Origin of the sequence: Enterococcus sp. S53, from assembly GCF_016516865.1 — a bacterium.
In the GTDB taxonomy this organism is placed as follows: Bacteria; Bacillota; Bacilli; order Lactobacillales; family Enterococcaceae; genus Enterococcus_D; species Enterococcus_D innesii.
In genome coordinates this window covers 429,591-445,684 of sequence record NZ_JACVUH010000002.1, presented here as the reverse complement: position 1 = coordinate 445,684, position 16,094 = coordinate 429,591, and the positions used below count along the sequence as shown (strand labels likewise).

At 41.9% G+C, this 16,094-nt stretch carries 17 protein-coding genes and 1 tRNA gene; 14 read left to right on the top strand and 4 right to left on the bottom strand.

All coding sequences use genetic code 11. The annotated features are described in order from the left end of the window. Window positions 1–4 precede the first annotated feature (4 nt). The 3 genes from IAE45_RS05055 to IAE45_RS05045 all read right to left on the bottom strand — a co-directional run bounded on the left by IAE45_RS05055 (window position 5) and on the right by IAE45_RS05045 (window position 2,301). Window positions 5–1,339, bottom strand: coding sequence for a serine hydrolase (locus IAE45_RS05055; protein ID WP_077452605.1), 1,335 nt, complete (start codon window positions 1,337–1,339; stop codon window positions 5–7). Window positions 1,340–1,577: 238 nt separating this feature from the next. Next, on the bottom strand, window positions 1,578–1,742 hold the full coding sequence (locus tag IAE45_RS05050) for a hypothetical protein (RefSeq protein WP_170920150.1): 165 nt from the start codon (window positions 1,740–1,742) through the stop codon (window positions 1,578–1,580). A gap of 214 nt (window positions 1,743–1,956) precedes the next feature. After that, window positions 1,957–2,301, bottom strand: coding sequence for a DUF4828 domain-containing protein (locus IAE45_RS05045; protein ID WP_077452604.1), 345 nt, complete (start codon window positions 2,299–2,301; stop codon window positions 1,957–1,959). A gap of 182 nt (window positions 2,302–2,483) precedes the next feature. On the opposite strand from IAE45_RS05045, the gene sfsA reads away from it, so the two are divergent. From sfsA to IAE45_RS04990, 11 genes are all read left to right on the top strand, one after another. Further along, window positions 2,484–3,209 (top strand): DNA/RNA nuclease SfsA, encoded by a 726-nt coding sequence (gene sfsA, locus IAE45_RS05040; protein ID WP_140965405.1) that lies wholly within the window; start codon window positions 2,484–2,486, stop codon window positions 3,207–3,209. 18 nt (window positions 3,210–3,227) lie between these two features. Then, entirely contained in the window at window positions 3,228–4,229 is a 1,002-nt protein-coding gene (locus IAE45_RS05035) for a Gfo/Idh/MocA family protein (RefSeq protein WP_081118755.1), read from the top strand. 14 nt (window positions 4,230–4,243) lie between these two features. Further along, complete coding sequence (locus tag IAE45_RS05030) at window positions 4,244–5,518, top strand: DEAD/DEAH box helicase (protein WP_081118754.1); 1,275 nt, start codon at window positions 4,244–4,246, stop codon at window positions 5,516–5,518. 66 nt (window positions 5,519–5,584) lie between these two features. Continuing rightward, a complete protein-coding gene (locus IAE45_RS05025; protein WP_077452600.1) occupies window positions 5,585–8,299 on the top strand; it encodes a sigma 54-interacting transcriptional regulator in 2,715 nt (904 codons plus the stop codon). A 134-nt stretch (window positions 8,300–8,433) separates the two neighbouring features. Beyond that, window positions 8,434–8,751, top strand: a complete 318-nt coding sequence (locus IAE45_RS05020; protein WP_005229471.1) for a PTS sugar transporter subunit IIB — start codon at window positions 8,434–8,436, stop codon at window positions 8,749–8,751. 38 nt (window positions 8,752–8,789) lie between these two features. Further along, window positions 8,790–9,107, top strand: a complete 318-nt coding sequence (locus IAE45_RS05015) for a PTS lactose/cellobiose transporter subunit IIA (RefSeq protein WP_005229473.1) — start codon at window positions 8,790–8,792, stop codon at window positions 9,105–9,107. Between the two features lie 81 nt (window positions 9,108–9,188). Beyond that, window positions 9,189–10,625 (top strand): PTS sugar transporter subunit IIC, encoded by a 1,437-nt coding sequence (locus IAE45_RS05010; RefSeq protein WP_010749334.1) that lies wholly within the window; start codon window positions 9,189–9,191, stop codon window positions 10,623–10,625. Between the two features lie 87 nt (window positions 10,626–10,712). Beyond that, window positions 10,713–10,934 (top strand): hypothetical protein, encoded by a 222-nt coding sequence (locus tag IAE45_RS05005; protein ID WP_081118753.1) that lies wholly within the window; start codon window positions 10,713–10,715, stop codon window positions 10,932–10,934. 42 nt (window positions 10,935–10,976) lie between these two features. Beyond that, a complete protein-coding gene (locus IAE45_RS05000) occupies window positions 10,977–11,162 on the top strand; it encodes a DUF3188 domain-containing protein (protein ID WP_010749336.1) in 186 nt (61 codons plus the stop codon). After that, the gene (locus IAE45_RS04995; RefSeq protein WP_086292815.1) at window positions 11,162–11,575 is read left to right on the top strand and encodes a DUF3284 domain-containing protein; all 414 of its coding nucleotides are present in this window, start codon (window positions 11,162–11,164) and stop codon (window positions 11,573–11,575) included. The genes IAE45_RS05000 and IAE45_RS04995 overlap by 1 nt, the downstream gene beginning before the upstream one ends. A gap of 60 nt (window positions 11,576–11,635) precedes the next feature. Continuing rightward, a complete protein-coding gene (locus IAE45_RS04990; protein ID WP_200125244.1) occupies window positions 11,636–12,817 on the top strand; it encodes a GNAT family N-acetyltransferase in 1,182 nt (393 codons plus the stop codon). A gap of 76 nt (window positions 12,818–12,893) precedes the next feature. On the opposite strand, the gene IAE45_RS04985 is transcribed toward IAE45_RS04990, so the two are convergent. After that, a tRNA-Arg gene (locus IAE45_RS04985) sits at window positions 12,894–12,965 on the bottom strand. A gap of 69 nt (window positions 12,966–13,034) precedes the next feature. On the opposite strand from IAE45_RS04985, the gene IAE45_RS04980 reads away from it, so the two are divergent. The 3 genes from IAE45_RS04980 (at window position 13,035) to IAE45_RS04970 (ending at window position 15,991) form a co-directional block, all read left to right on the top strand. Further along, window positions 13,035–13,967, top strand: a complete 933-nt coding sequence (locus IAE45_RS04980) for a DUF7916 family protein (RefSeq protein ID WP_200125243.1) — start codon at window positions 13,035–13,037, stop codon at window positions 13,965–13,967. Window positions 13,968–14,063: 96 nt separating this feature from the next. Then, window positions 14,064–14,759 (top strand): ThuA domain-containing protein, encoded by a 696-nt coding sequence (locus IAE45_RS04975; protein ID WP_200125241.1) that lies wholly within the window; start codon window positions 14,064–14,066, stop codon window positions 14,757–14,759. A 107-nt stretch (window positions 14,760–14,866) separates the two neighbouring features. Beyond that, a complete protein-coding gene (locus tag IAE45_RS04970) occupies window positions 14,867–15,991 on the top strand; it encodes a baeRF6 domain-containing protein (RefSeq protein ID WP_081118748.1) in 1,125 nt (374 codons plus the stop codon). Window positions 15,992–16,094 lie beyond the last annotated feature (103 nt).

The following is a 16,094-nucleotide window of genomic DNA, read 5'->3' as shown; positions in this document are numbered from 1 at the left end:
TGGATTAAAAAAGATTCTCGAAAAAGTTAGACACACCGCGCCAAGCACGAACAAAGATGTTGGCTTTTTCCACCGTTTGTGTTGTAACTAATCCTGCAGTTTCGTCATGATCAGAATCATCAATATAACCAAGCGTATCAGCTGGAATCGAAGCACTTACAGTACCGACTTCTGTACCCTCAGTCAATGGCGCTTGCAAGGCAGAATCACGATAATGCTCATTAAAGTCAATGGTTGTTTCAAAGGCTGTTGCATCCATATCTCTACGTACCCATAAGGTCAAACCTTGATTTAAGGCAACGGGAACACTCAATTCTTTCCCATCTTTGACTGCCACCGTCTGTGTATCTTCTAACTGTGCATTTTCTGGTAAAATTTCTACTTGTTCCCAAGCGTCGAAGGAGTAGTCCATCAACCGACCTGTTTCGATAAAGCGTACGCTTGGATTTTCCGCATGACCATTGACGTTTAGCACGACGGTGATAATTCGTTGACCATCCTTGACGGCGGTTCCGACAAAGCATGCCCCTGCCATATCTGTCGTACCAGTCTTAAGACCATCAACACCATCTTTCGTATTCGTAAAACCTGGAAGCATCCAGTTCCAATTGACCATCTCGACAGGCGAATAGGAACCTTCACCAAATTGTTTGGTGGAAAGACTCGTTACTTCTAAAACGTCTGGAAAGTCTTGCAGCAAATGACGAGCAATCAGGGCGACATCTTTTGCGGACAGTTCGTTTTCGTCAGTGGAAGTTGACCCGGGATAGATATTGTCTCCTAAATAAGTATTGTTCAAGCCAGAAGCATTGACGATCTTTGCATCGGTAATGCCCCATGATTGCACTTTTTCTTGCATTTGATCAACAAAGGCACTTTCAGACCCAGCAATCAGTTCCGCGAGTGCGACGATTGCAGCATTTGCAGATTGGATATAGCTGGCATCATACAGATCCTTCACCGTATAAGTGACGTCTTGATGCAAAGGAACATTCGATAAGTTTGGCGACACGCTGAGATTCGCGGCATAATCTGAAATAGGGACAGGATCATCCCAAGCGATGGTTCCTTGTTCTACTTGCTCAGCTACGAGGTAGAGACTGATGATCTTGGTAATGGAGGCGATGCCCATGGCAGTCTCACCATCTTGATCATACAACACTTTGCCTGTGTCAAAATCGATGGAGTAAGCGGCTTTTGCATCGACTGAAAAATCTTGGATCTCTTCGGCGCTCATAGCTGTATCATCAGCATACGAAACGAGGGGTAAGCCGGCGGCAGCAAAGAGGATTGCCAAAGCAGCAACGAAGGAATACCCGAACTTGGTTATTTTCTGCATATATGTAGTAGCTCCTTTAAAGTTGTATCTAAGCAAAAATTTTAACAAAGAGTATCCACTGTTGCAATACTCTAAGAGAAAACTTAGCATTTAATTGCGTAAGACCGATCCCTCAGTAGACAACTTGAGACGCAACGTGACAAAGGTTGTTTACTGTAAATACCAGCAAAAAAACTTGCCTTCCTATATTATATAGAAGGCAAGTTTTTTGAATTGACATAGGGTCAAACTATTTCCCTTAGCGACGATTGGAATGGATTCTCGGGTTTTGGTTTTGGGCTCTGACGGGAACTTTCACCGCCTTCGTTTCTTGTTGCATGGCCAATTTTGCTAAAAAGAATGTCCCAGCTAACAATGCAGCTAAAGCAAAGATGGAAAAGAGTGAAATAAAGGTCGTTAACATAAAAATCCCTTCTTTCTATTTAAAATAAATGTGGAAGGTAGGAATCGAACCTACACCTTAATCTATGAACGATCAAACATCACTCAACGGAACACCTTGTTCAACCACTTGTTAAGTTAATGATAGCATGGATTGCCAAGAAATGCTGATAAAAAGTCTGAGAATTGACTGAAGAAAATGTGAAGAAAACATGAACCTGGCTTTCTCAGCGATCTTAGATGATTTTTGTCAAAGAATAGTGGCAATCTTCTGCTTCATCATATAAAGTAATGACGGAGCCTTTTTGTTCAAGAACTAAATGATAGCCAAATGTGTCCAGTAAAACTAACCGCGTCGGAGTCAATTCAACGATGGAAGCAGTCAAAGGCTTGCCTTCGATGGTCAATGAATAGTCATTGGCTATTTCTAATGTGACATCTTCTTTTGTCTTGGAAGTAAAACGCCAATTACCAATGAAATTCTGCCGATTCTCATTTTTTTGCTTTTCTTTTCGCAGCAGCAAAGAGCTGACCACGCCCGTTGCAAGAGATAAACCAATCAAAATAGACCTTTTCTTCATTTATACACGTCCTATCATTTACGATTCATCAAGTTGCGCCTTGTGGACATGTGTCCACTTTTTCGCACTAGAAAATAATTGCCATAAGTATACCATGAGAAGGTAAAAAAGCATGGTACTTTAGTTTGAAGTTTAGAAGTTTTTATCAAAATATGCTATGATTCAAAAGAGCAGGTGAGAAAATGAATTATCCGAATACCCTTTTAGCCACGTTTCTCGTGCGAGACAACCGGTTCATTGCCCGATGTCTCGTTGACGATCAAGAAGTAATCGTCCATGTAAAAAATACCGGACGAGGAAAAGAGCTCTTGCACAAAGGTGCGCTTGTTACCCTGCAATATTGGGACAATCCGAAACGCAAAACCAATTACGACTTGATCTCAGTCAAGAAACAAGACCAATGGATCAATATTGATAGTCAAGTACCGAATCGATTAGGCTATGAAGGCCTCTTGGATGGCACGATCCAGTTGCCGAATATCAAAGGGAGAATCTCGCTTTTGCGAAGGGAAGTTGTCTATGGGACATCAAAATTCGATCTTTATTTTGAAACAGATGAACAAGAAAAAGGCTTTTTGGAAATCAAGGGAATGACCCTTGAAAACAAGCAAGTCGGTGCTTTTCCAGATGCACCAACCATTCGCGGCTTGAAACACGTCAATGAATTGATCCATGCCAAAGAAGCTGGCTATTATGCGGCGGTTTTGTTTATGATCCAATTTGAAGCGGTGCAAATCGCCACGATCCATCGACAGATGCAGCCGGATCTGGCCGCTAAAATCGCCGAAGCGCAAAGCAAGGGTGTCGAAGTGTTTGCCTATAATTGCCAAGTAAACCAAGGGATGATCACGGTCAAAGAACCGATCCCTTTTGATTTGAATGTCGTTTTTGACGACCCTAATCTATAGAAGAAAGAAGGAAAAAACATGATTCATTTAGGGATTATCGGCACAAATTGGATCACCGATCAATTTGTACAAGCAGCCCACGAAACCAAACGCTATCAATTGGTTGCCGTATACTCAAGAAAGTTAGCAACGGCACAACGCTTTGGAGAAAAGTATGGGGACATCGAGTATGCGACCGATCTGGACACTTTTTTTGGTTTAGCTCATATGGACACGGTCTACATCGCGTCTCCGAATAGTTTGCACTTTGAACAAGCCAAGCAAGGTATTTTAGCAGGAAAAAATGTCATTGTGGAGAAGCCAGCCTTTTCAACGCCTGAGGAAATGGCGGAGATCATCGAATTGGCAAATCAGCAACAGGTATTATTCTTTGAAGCAGCTCGCAACATCCATGAAGCAAGTTTTTCGACCGTAGCCGAATTCTTACCGACACGGGGTGCCATTCTTGGGGCGAACTTTTCTTATATGAAATATTCGTCTCGTTATGACGCTGTATTAGCTGGGGAGGAACCAAATATCTTTTCTCCACATTTTTCTGGTGGTGCCTTGGCGGATTTGGGCGTCTATCCGATTTATGCCGCGGTCGCTTGGTTTGGCAAACCGCAAGATGTTCATTATTTTGCCCGTAAATTACCGACTGGTGTAGATGGTATCGGGACTGCAGTGTTGCGCTATGCTGACTTTGATGTCACGATCCAAACAGGCAAAATCGCTGATTCAGAGTTGCGCTCAGAAATCTATTTTGAGGACGGTACATTAGACCTAAATGCCGTCAATGCCATCGAAGAAGCCGCATTTTATGAGCGAAAAACAAAACAAACCCAGGCATTAGCAGTAAGTGCCTTAGAAAACCCGATGATTGAAGAAGCACAAGATTTTGCAGACATCATCGAAAACAAAAATGATCCCCAACAAGGACAACGCTATGAGGAATGGGTAGAACTTGCCCGCAGTGTCAATGAAACCGTTGCTCTCATGCGTAAACAAGCAGGCATCGTTTTTGATGCAGATAAAAAATAAGGAATGGAACATTTATGACAGTATTTGAATTGACACAACTGCCAGACATCTGGCAGGAAAAATGGCAAGCGGCAGGGTATCACGCACCGTCCTTGATCCAAGAAAAAACCTTTGGTCCTTTAAAAGATGGCGAGTCTGTCATTGGGGTCTCACCGACCGGTTCTGGTAAAACATTGGCATACCTTTTGCCACTGTTAACAAAGGTCGAAGCAAAGAAAGGCAATCAGCTGTTGATTTTGACTTCTTCACAAGAATTAGCGATGCAAGTCACAGAAGTAGCACGAGAATGGGCTCAAGCCATTGGACTGACCGTTCTGCCACTTATTGGCGGCGCGAGCACGAAACGACAAGTGGAAAAATTAAAAGACAAACCTGAGGTCTTGATCGGTACCCCAGGCCGTGTGTTAGAATTGATCAAAGCAAAAAAAATCAAGACCCAGCAGTTGCAATCGTTGGTATTAGATGAGGTTGACCAATTATTGAAAGAAGGGGCCTTCACGCTAGCTGCCAAAATCAATCAAACATTGCCAAAACAAATCCAGCGTAGTTTCTTTTCAGCAACCGCTAATGAAGTAATTGATGAGATTCGACCATTGGTGACAAAAGAGCCACTGATCATTGATGTTACCCAAGAAGATCAGAGCAAAGGCGTGATCCATCACTACTATTTGAATTATCCGCAACGACGCATTGTGGATGCTTTAAGACGCTTTGCTCATTTACCAAACTTTCAAGCCTTGGTTTTCTTCAATGAATTAAGCGCAATGGGGAATGCGGAAGAAAAACTACTGTTTCATGGCTTACCGGTGGCATCATTAGCATCTGATCAAAACAAACTTGCCCGAAAAGGCGCACTGGAGAGCTTCCGTCAAGGAAAACTAGTAGAATTATTGACGACTGATGTCGCTTCTCGTGGCTTAGATGTCGTGGATCTGCCTTATGTTATCAATACGGAAGTCCCGTTAGAAAAAGAATCCTATTTACACCGAGCTGGACGTGTCGGAAGAATGGGCAAAGAAGGAACCGTCATCACGATTGTTCAAGACCATTCGGTGAAGGATTTGAAAAAAATCACGAATCCATTGTCCATAGAGCTTAAAGAAGTCTTTTTACACGGCGGTCAGTTACACACAGAAGCACCTGTTATCGAAAAGGAAAGCAAGAAAGAAACCAAAACAGCGAGTGTGCAGAAAATTTCCAAGAAAACGCCTGAAAAATTACACACTCCTGTTAAAAAGACCAAGAAAAAGACGAAAAAGCAAAAAGACAAAGGAAAAAGACGCCATTGAGCGTCTTTTTGTGTTACCATTAACGTTGTTTATCGTTAGTGTGTAAAAAAATGAGGGGGCTATTGAATGAATTCGCGAAAAGAAGAGATTTTTCAAACGATTGAACTGCATAAGCAAGGGTTGACCGCAGTTGATGTCGCTAAAATCTTACAAATCGATCGCAGCAATGCAAGCCGTTATCTCAGTGAGCTTTATAAAGAAAAGAAAATCGGCAAACGTTCCGGCCGTCCGGTCGTTTATGAGCCATTAGAAGAAACGGTGCATGTGGATGTTTCCTCTGAAGTGAGTTTTGAAAGTCTTGTTGGGGTTCAAGCTTCTTTAAAAGTAAGTATCCAGCAAGCCAAAGCAGCAATTTTATATCCGCCTAGAGGACTTCATACCATCATTTTTGGAGAGACAGGTACGGGTAAATCATTATTTGCTGAATGTATGTATCACTTTGCGGTTGAATCAAATATGTTAGAAAAAGATGCTCCTTTCGTGTCCTTTAATTGTGCGGATTATGCACAAAATCCGCAATTATTGTTTGGACATATCTTTGGCATCAAAAAAGGCGCCTACACAGGTGCTGCAGAAGATAGTCCAGGACTGATGGCAAAAGCCGATGGCGGTATATTGTTTTTGGATGAGATCCATCGACTGCCGCCAGAAGGCCAAGAAATGCTCTTTACCTTCATTGATAAAGGGATCTACCGCCCATTAGGGGAAAGCAACCAAGTTCATGAAGCCGCTGTGCAGATCATTGGTGCTACCACTGAATCATCAGAAACCTTTTTGACGACCTTCAATCGGCGAATTCCCATGGCTATTACTTTGCCAAATGTGGAAAGTCGTTCCCTAGATGAACGATATGAAATCATTTCCTTGTTTATCAAGCAAGAGGCGACTCGTCTAAATCAGCGGATCGATGTCGAGCGAGATGCGATATTGGCCTTTATGCTCTATGATGCAGAAGGCAACATCGGTCAAATCAAGCGCGACCTGAAACTCGTCTGTGCGAAGGCATTCTTACATTATCGGACCTATGGAAAAAAACACCTGCTGATTCGAAAAGGCGATTGCTCCTTGCAAGTTCAAAAAGGCTTGTTGAAGATCAAAGAAATGTCAGAACGCTTGGATCGGTTTTTGGATGGTAAAGGCGACTTTCTGAGTTTTGAACCTGGCGACCCAGATGTTGTCTGGTCTCGTGATCCGCAACGGAATATGCAAGTTTACAACGAGATCGAAGAAAAAGTCAGCTCACTGATTGAAACGGGCGTAGCCAATGTCGATTTAGAAAACTTGATCTCTAAGGATGTGGATGCCTACTTTGAAAAATATGTCGAAGAATTGATCCAAAACCCTGTTCATAAAGAATTGATTCCAGAAGACATTTGGAAACTGACAAATGTTCTTTATGACTTGGCAGGACAGAGGTTAGATCGAACTTATAGTGAAAAAGCCCGTTTTGCCTTTGCGTTGCATTTGCAAAGTACGCTGGAACGTGTTAAAGAGGGACATATGATCGTTCATCCGGATTTGAACACGGTTAGAAAAAACTTAAAATCCGAATTTCAAGTGGCAATGGATTTATCGACGATCATTGAAGAGGAACGTCATGTCGAGATCCCATTTGATGAAATCGGCTTTATCAGTATGTTTTTAGCGATTCAAGTCAAACAGCCTTCGCCATTGCCCCTTGAAAAAATCGAGATCATTGTCTTGATGCATGGCAAGGCAACTGCCAGCAGTATGTTGGAGACAGCCCAAGAGCTTCTGGAAACCGATCACGGCAAGGCGATGAATATGTCTTTGGATATGGAAGTCGGGCAAATGTATGACCAGCTGTTGAATTATATCAATGAAAACAAAGAGAAGATGAGCAATGGCTTATTGCTTTTAACCGATATGGGCTCCCTCAATTCCTTTGCAAATTTGATTTCCGAAGAGACGGGGATTCGTACGAAAGCTATTTCGATGGTCAGTACGATGATTGTTTTAGAAGCCTTGCGGATGGCAGAGAGTGGGCGCAGTTTAGAAGACGTCTACCAAAACATTCAGCGTTCTTTTGAAACCATCGTACAAGAACAGTTCCGTACGGTTCGTGAAGCAAAAGGAAATAAAAAGGCAGTCATCGTTACTTGCTTTACTGGGGAAGGTGTCGCTGCCAAACTTTATCAACGAATTTATCCCGTCGTTGATCAGTCAAAAGTCGAGATCATCCAAATGCAGTTTATTGAAAAAGAAACCTTCAAAAAACATATTGATGGCTTGCTAGAAGAATATGAGATCAAAGCCATTGCCGGCACCGTCGAAATCGATTATCAAAACATTCCGTTTTTCTCCGCCTATGATGTTTTTGATGACAATCGCTTGAATGTGCTAAAACGAATCGCTTCAGATGAAGTGCCGATCGAAAAGATCGTGCGTTCATTGGAAAATACGATAACTCATGTTGGGTCCGTCTATCATCTGATCGAGAGCCTGCAACGCATCGTTCATCAGATTCAAAATCAATTGCATGTGATTGTAGAACCAACCGTCGATGCAGGATTAGTCATTCATTTAGCCTTTTTGGTAGAAAGTTTATTGAAGAAGGAACCTTCCCGTACTTTCGCCAACCTGACTACTTTCCAAAAACGGTACCGAATCGAAATGGATGTTTTACGAACCCATTTATTACAAATTGAAAAAAATTACCAAATCAAATTTTCTGAAGATGAGATCGCCTATTTAACCCAAATGTTTTTAGAAAACAAAATCAAAAATTATGATGAATCCGCACACAATCTTAGTGTGTAACAGAAAAAATGTGAGTGTGTAAATAAAAAATTGGTTCAGACCATTGATAGATAAAGGTCTGAACTTATTTTTTTTTGGCACGCTTTTTGCTTTATAGTAAAGTGTAACTTACAACAGAAAGGAGCAGATACGCGATGGCGAAAAAAACGATTATGCTAGTTTGTTCAGCAGGAATGAGTACCAGTCTATTGGTGACAAAAATGCAAAAAGCAGCCGAAGCTAAAGGAATGGAAGCAGATATCTTTGCTGTTTCAGCTTCAGAAGCCGACCAACATTTGGAGTCAAAACCAGTCGATGTTCTATTGTTAGGACCACAAGTACGTTTCATGAAATCACAATTTGAACAAAAATTAGCACCAAAAGGCATTCCTTTGGACGTGATCAACATGGCAGACTATGGCATGATGAACGGCGAAAAAGTATTGCAACAAGCAGAAACATTAATGAACTAAGATTTTTTAGGATCGAAGTGTAAGGAGGATTTTTAAAGATGGATGAGCAAAATTTGGAAGCCATTATGGGATTGATCATGTATGGTGGTAATGCAAAAAGTGACGCAATGGAAGCAATCGCGGCAGCAAAAGAAGGGGACTTCGAATTAGCTGACCAAAAAATCAAAGATGCTGAAGCATCTCTTGTGGAAGCGCATCATTCGCAAACAGGATTGTTGACACAAGAAGCGCAAGGCAATCATATGACTGTGACATTGTTGACTGTGCATTCACAAGATCACCTAATGACGTCAATCGCATTTACCGATTTAGCGAAAGAAATCATTGATGTCTATCGACGTCTAAATAACGAATAATCTTTGAACGGATAGAAGTAGTTATTGTCGATGAATCAAAAAATCTTCTTTGACGAATAGAACTTATAGGAGGAATTAAGAATGGATGGATTAACAAGTTGGATGGAGAAGTACATTCTCCCTGTAGCTGCAAAAATTGGAGCCCAGAAGCACTTAGTTGCATTACGTGATGCCTTTATTGGAACAATGCCTGCTACTATGGCTGGTTCGATCGCAGTAATGATCAACGCGATCATTCGTGACTTACCACCGCAATTTTGGCCGAGTTATGATGCCAGTACCATTCCAGTTATTCGTGAAATTATTAGTATCAATGGCTTCGTATGGAATGGTACATTGGCTGTTGCTGGTTTAGTATTTGCCTTTTCTTGGGGATATAATCTGGCTCGTGCTTATCGAGTGAATGATCTCGCAGGTGGGATCGTTGGAGTAGCGACACTGATTCAAGGAATTGCTTTTTCATACAGCACTTCTGTGGCGACAGCTGTTCCAACAGCTTTGATGGATGAAATCAATGCTGGGTCAGCAACTTCCGGATGGTCTGCAACAGCAGATGCAATTACAGCAGGTGGATGGGGTTGGTTGAAACTCGATCATCTAAACGGAAACGCTTATTTTACCGTAATGATCATGGGGGCTATTTCAGTTATTATTTTCTGTAAATTGATGTTAGCTGATATCACTATCAAAATGCCTGATTCAGTACCGCCAGCAGTATCGAAAGCGTTCGCTGCGATTTTGCCGGCAACAATTGCCTTATATGTCATTGCTATTATTAACTTTATTGTCGGTAAACTGACTGATGGACAATTAATTATTGATCTTGTCCAAAAATATATTGCAGAACCATTCCTAGGCTTGTCTCAAGGGCTTGGTGCAGTACTGATCGTAACTGTTTTTGTTCAAATTTTCTGGTTCTTCGGAATCCATGGTCCAAACGTACTAGCTCCAGTTTTAGAAGGTATTTGGGGACAAGCGCAGTTGATCAATATCGATATTTTCCAAAAAGGATATGAAGGACAAACCGGTACTAACGCGGTTCTTGCCGCAATCGAAGATGGCAAGGCATATATGTGGGTACGCGGATCCTTTGACTCATTTGCTTGGTTTGGTGGTTCAGGCGGTACAATTGTATTGCTGATTGCTATTTTGATCCTATCAAAACGTGCGGATTATCTAACTGTTGCAAAATTGTCAATCGGACCTGGTGTGTTTAATATTAATGAGCCGGTAATGTTCGGTCTGCCAATCGTATTGAATGCGATCATGTTTATTCCGTTCATTATTGCTCCGCTAGTAGCCACTTCAATCGGCTGGTTAGCAACGTACTTTGGTTTAGTAGCACCTGTTTCACAACAAGTAACGTGGGTCGTTCCACCAATGTTGCTATCATTCTTGGCAACAGGAGCTGACTGGCGTGCCCCAATCGTAACGTTGGTATGTATGGTCGTTACATTCTTCATATGGGCGCCATTCGTTATTTCAGCAAATAAAATTGATCCAAAACTAGGCGAATAGACCTGTAGATTGTGGGGAACTGCTATGGCTTCGCTTGAAGTAAAGCAGTTCCTCCTTTTATTATTGATTATTTAGGAGGAAAAGAATATGATTTCAATAGCAAGTGCAATGCAGCAAGATGCCATCAAAGAATTACTTGAAGGATATAACGAAGATGGAATGTCTTTTACATTCAAAGAAAAACAAGGAATTAAACTTATTTTTACTACGACAGCTTCCGATTCAGAAGCGGCGGCAAAAAAAGCAAAAGAATTGATCAAAGCACAGCCTTGGGGTTCTGTTTTATACTTTCAAGCAGTTAGTGTTTGAGTAGGTTCTCTGTGGATCAACGAATAGATAGGATGATTGAAAATGATAAAAAACGGCTTATTTATATGTAGTATCGGTCTACTCGTAGTCCTATACAGTATGAATCCAAGTAATCAGCAGTTAGATATATTCAGTTTTACAACAGGTATTTTCTTGCTTATTTCTGGCAGTCTTCTGTTCATGAAAGGAAAGAAGAAAGCCGAAGAGTCAGATAGGAGGAAGTCTTAATGAGAATTGAAAAAGATTTATCGATTCCAGCAAATGTCTTTTACGATCAAATTATGGATTCTGTTATCTTTGACATACGAAAAGCAACTGGAAAAACACTTTCTAGAAAGCAACTGGCAGGATTTCAATATGTAAAGGAATTTTCTACTACGAGTCGTGCGAAGATCGAAATCGAAGAAATCATTGAAAATCAAGTTTATCAATTCAAAACAGAAACGACAAAAAATGAATTTGTCGCTCGCTATGAAGTAACGCCACTTGATGGAAAGAGTAGCAAAGTCATTTATACGGAAACCATGAAATCACATGGCTTCATGCAGCAATTAAATGACATGCTCTTAGGCACGATTCTAGGATATTTCAAACGCAAGCAGTTTAAAAAAATGTTGAGTATGATGGAAGAAGCATATTAAGGGGTCGACTGACGCCTTTTTTGCGTTTCTTGCGTGTTTTTAAGTAGAGGAGATGAAGGAATGACAGATGTCAAAAAAATGACCGAATTCGGTTCGCAAGAAGTACTGGACTTGGTTTCTTATGCCTTTCAGTGGGAATTGAATGAAACAAATATCAAGCGCTATCGCAAGCTTGCGGAAAATTCTTGGAATTATGGTTCCTACGATGGGGATGGAAAATTAGCGAGCCAAATCATGGCAACGATTTTTGATGTGAATTTTCATGGAACGACCTATCCAATGGCAGGGATCGGTTTTGTGGCTTCGTATCCAGAGTATCGCAGCCAAGGTCGGATCGATCGGATCATGAAACAAATCATTAAAGATTGCTATGAACAAAAAATCGTTCTTTCCTATCTGGCACCTTTCTCCTTTGCGTTTTATCGTAGATATGGGTATGAGTACACTTTTGAACGGACGGTTTATGAAGTCGATGCGCATCAATGGCCCGATGGCAAGAAAGTGAATGGAACGATTCAACGCATGAATTGGGAGGAAGCACAGCCGATCATTCACGAGATTTATCATCAATTGCCGCGCCATCAAAAAGGCGGGCTGATTCGCCAACCCTGGTGGGAAGAAATCAAGTTTGTTTTGCGCCGACCGTATACATTTGCGATTTATCGCAATGAAGCTGGGGTCCCTGAAGGCTACTTGATTTACTTTATCGATGGGGGACGTTTCGATATTCAAGAGTGGGGCTATTTGACCGCTGACGCGTATCAAGGATTTAATCGGTTTATTGTCTCTCATGCAGATTCAGTAGCACAGATTAACTATCGACCAGGGTTTGATGGGGAAGTCCTACAAGCAAACGCGGCCAAACCATTGGCTAACTACCAAGTGCGCCCGGACATGATGGCGCGCGTCATCGATGTGGAAGGGTTTCTAAAAAGTTATCCTTTCACATTGAAAAAAGCCGGCGGTTTTGCCATAGAAATTCAAGGGGATGAATATGCCCCATGGAATAATGGCTGTTATGAAGTGACAATCGAAAACGCTCAGCATCAGGTCACGAAAACGACGGCTACCAAGCTGCCAAAAGCAACCTTGTCGATTCAGCGTTTTGTGCAGCTGTTCATGCAGGCACAATCCCTCGATTCTCTGGTCTTTTTCCAGCAAATGGAAACGGAGAAGGAAGCTGCAGTGATGATTCAGGAAAACTTACCAGACGGAAAGCCGATTCTGGAAGATTATTTCTAAGCCAATCGACACAGACGCATTTACTTTCCAACAAAAAAAGATTCCTTAAAAATAAGGAATCTTTTTCTTCAAAAAACGTTCCCTGCCGGAATCGAACCAGCAACTAATCCTTAGGAGGGACTTGTTATATCCATTTAACTAAGGGAACACAATAGCTATATTTTACCTGTTATTCGTGTTTCTCGCAAGATGAGAAGGAAAAGAAAGGAAGAAAAACATGGTCAAACGATTGATAAGTGCAAACTATAGTGAAATCAAAGAAATGTCGGCGCAAGAATTAAAGCAATCCATTAAAGCGAGCGAAGGACGAGTGATCGTCTGTGAAACGGTGGTTCAAACCATGCCGCAAGCTGGCGATATCACCAACGCAGAAGTCGCGGCAGCTTTTGGGGCTGACTTGATTTTGTTGAATGGCTTTGATTGTTATCGTCCAGCTATTTTTGGGATGCCTGGTATCACATTGGAGCAGCTGCTTGATCCTACACAAACGATTGAAAACCCGATTCCTCAACTAAAACAACTGATTGGACGACCTGTCGGCATCAATCTTGAGCCGATCCCAGCTACGACGGAGATGATGAGTGAAAAGATCAGCATCAGTCAAGGCCGAACAAGTTCGGTTGACACCATCAAAAAAGCCCAAGAACTCGGGGTGGACTTTCTCTGCTTTACAGGCAATCCTGGAACAGGTGTGACCAACCGAGAAATCGCTAAAGCAGTAAAATTGGCAAAAGAACATTTCTCTGGGTTGATCATCGCTGGAAAAATGCACAGTGCCGGCTCAGATGAACCTGTGGTTGATCGAGAAGCCATCATTTCTTACGCTGAAGCTGGGGCAGATATTTTGTTACTGCCTTCCGTTGGCTCGATTCAAGGCTTTCTAGAAAAGGATCTGATTGAAGCTGTTCAAATTGCCAAACAATATGACTTATTGACGATGTCAGCGATAGGAACGAGTCAAGAGAGTGCGCGTCCGGAAACGTTGCGACAATTAGCCATTATCAACAAAACTTGTGGGGTCGATCTGCAGCATATCGGTGATGCCGGTTATGGCGGCATGGCACCGACTGAAAATATTTTCGAAACATCGGTTGCGATTAGAGGCATGCGCCATACGATCAATCGTGTCGGGCGTTCAATCAACCGTTAAATCAGAAAAAACTACTAGCGAAGGAAAACGAAGAATCGTTCTGCTTCGCTTTTTGCATTTTTTTCGCTAAGTTAGAAAGAAAGGAGGGAACATAAAATGAAACAAGCATTGATCATTTACGGAGGTTGGGAAGGACACGCCCCAAAAGAGACCAGTCAGTTTTATCAAACGTTGCTGGAGTCAGAAGGATATCAAGTGACACTCGCCTCAGATTTTGAACCTCTCTATCATAAAGAAGAATTAAAAAGGCTGGATCTGTTGATCATGAATTGGACGCGAGGAGAATTGCCTGATGAGCCGCTGCAAAATGTCACTCAGGCTGTAGCAGAAGGATTGGGATTAGCAGGGGTTCATGGCGGTTTTGCCTCGGCTTTTCAAGCCAGTAAAGGCTGGTTGTTTCTGACTGGCGGCTGTTTTTTGGCACATCCTGGCGGCTTGGAAACGACCTATAGCATCGATCTTACGACAGATCACTATATTACGGCAAATACGCAATCGATCCCTCAGTTGACGACGGAGCAATACTATTGCCTGGTTGATCCAGCTGTCACTGTGTTAGCTACCTCAACATTTGTAGCCAACGATCATCCGAATGCAGCTAACCAAGAAGTCATACTGCCAATGATGTGGATCAAAAAATGGGGCAAGGGCAGAGTCTTTTTCCAATCCGTTGGACACAGTCTAAAAGAGCTGAAAGAGCCGACCATTCAGACTTGGACCAAACGAGGCTTTCTATGGGCCACCAGAAATACATTGGCTGATCCACTGAAAAATAGCCAGTATAGTGAGTAATCAGAAAAACGAATGAGGAAATAAACGCGTGCAATCGTTTTACTTTATGGAAGAAAATAAGCATGGTACACTTTATTTGTATTTGATTAAGCAGGAGGTAATGTGGAATGGGAAAATTTGGAAAAAGTTTTTTATCGCAGGTAATATCTGACGGAATCAAAGGACCATTTGTCACGATCATGCTCAATACGCATGTCGGCCACCAGAATGTCGAAAAGGATCAAATCAAATTTAAGAACTTTGCCAAAGATGCGAAGCGCCGCTTTGAAAAAAAATACCCAGAACATTCTTGGGATCTTTTTCAAACGAAAATTGATGAACTGCTTGCAGATCAATCATTTTGGCGCAACAGTACAACAAGTGTGGCGGTGATTATTACCCCAGAAGAGGTACTGGTCCATCGGTTAAGTATTCGTGTGGATGATCAATATTACGTAGGGGAAACTCCTTATGTATTAGCTGTCATCAAAAACGCACAATTTAATTACCCATTTTATCTCTTAGCGTTGAATCGCGATTCAATGCAAGTCTATCAAGTTGAAAACAATCAAGTGCGTGAAGTCGAGTTGCCAGAAGAGGCACCGACAACGATCGAAAAAGCGCTGGGGGAAGAAATCACTGGCGGCGGCAACTTTAATTACAGTGCCCAAGGTGGCCCTAACTCAGGAGGAGAAGGCGTCGCTTATCATGGCTTTAGTGCCAAAGACGAAGAGGTCGAGATCGATCACGTCAACTACTACCAAGCAGTTGATGCATTTTTCAAGAATGATTTTTCAAACGAAGAGCATTTACCAATGTATCTTTTTGCGTTGCCAGAAAATCAAACGCTGTTTAAAAAAGTGGCAAAAACCAACTTTTTCAAAGCAGATCCAAGTATTTCTTCTTCACCAGCGTCGTTATCTTTGAAAGAGATCCAAACGTGTACGCAAAAGCTGATTGCGGAGTTGACACAAAAAGAAGTTGGGGAATACGGCAAGCTGTTGGATCGAAAATTTATTGACCAATTGGTTGATATCGTGCCTGCAGCCAAAGAAGGCCGGATCGCCAATTTGTTTGTGGCTACCTCAAATCTCGCCGATGGGTTTGGAGAAGATCCTGATACAGAGTATGATCGTCGCCAAGTGTTAAATACGCTGGCAATCGATGTTTTAGAAAACGGCGGTGAGGTATCTATCTTGGAACAAAAAGATGCCCCTGGAGAAAAAAGTTTGACGGCGATTTTGCGTTACTAAACACAGTTGCGTCGTTCATAAATAAATCGTTTCCATAAAAGAGAAGGCTGTTGCAGATCTTTAATGCAGCAGTCTTTTTGTGAATTATAAAAAAATAAAGGCG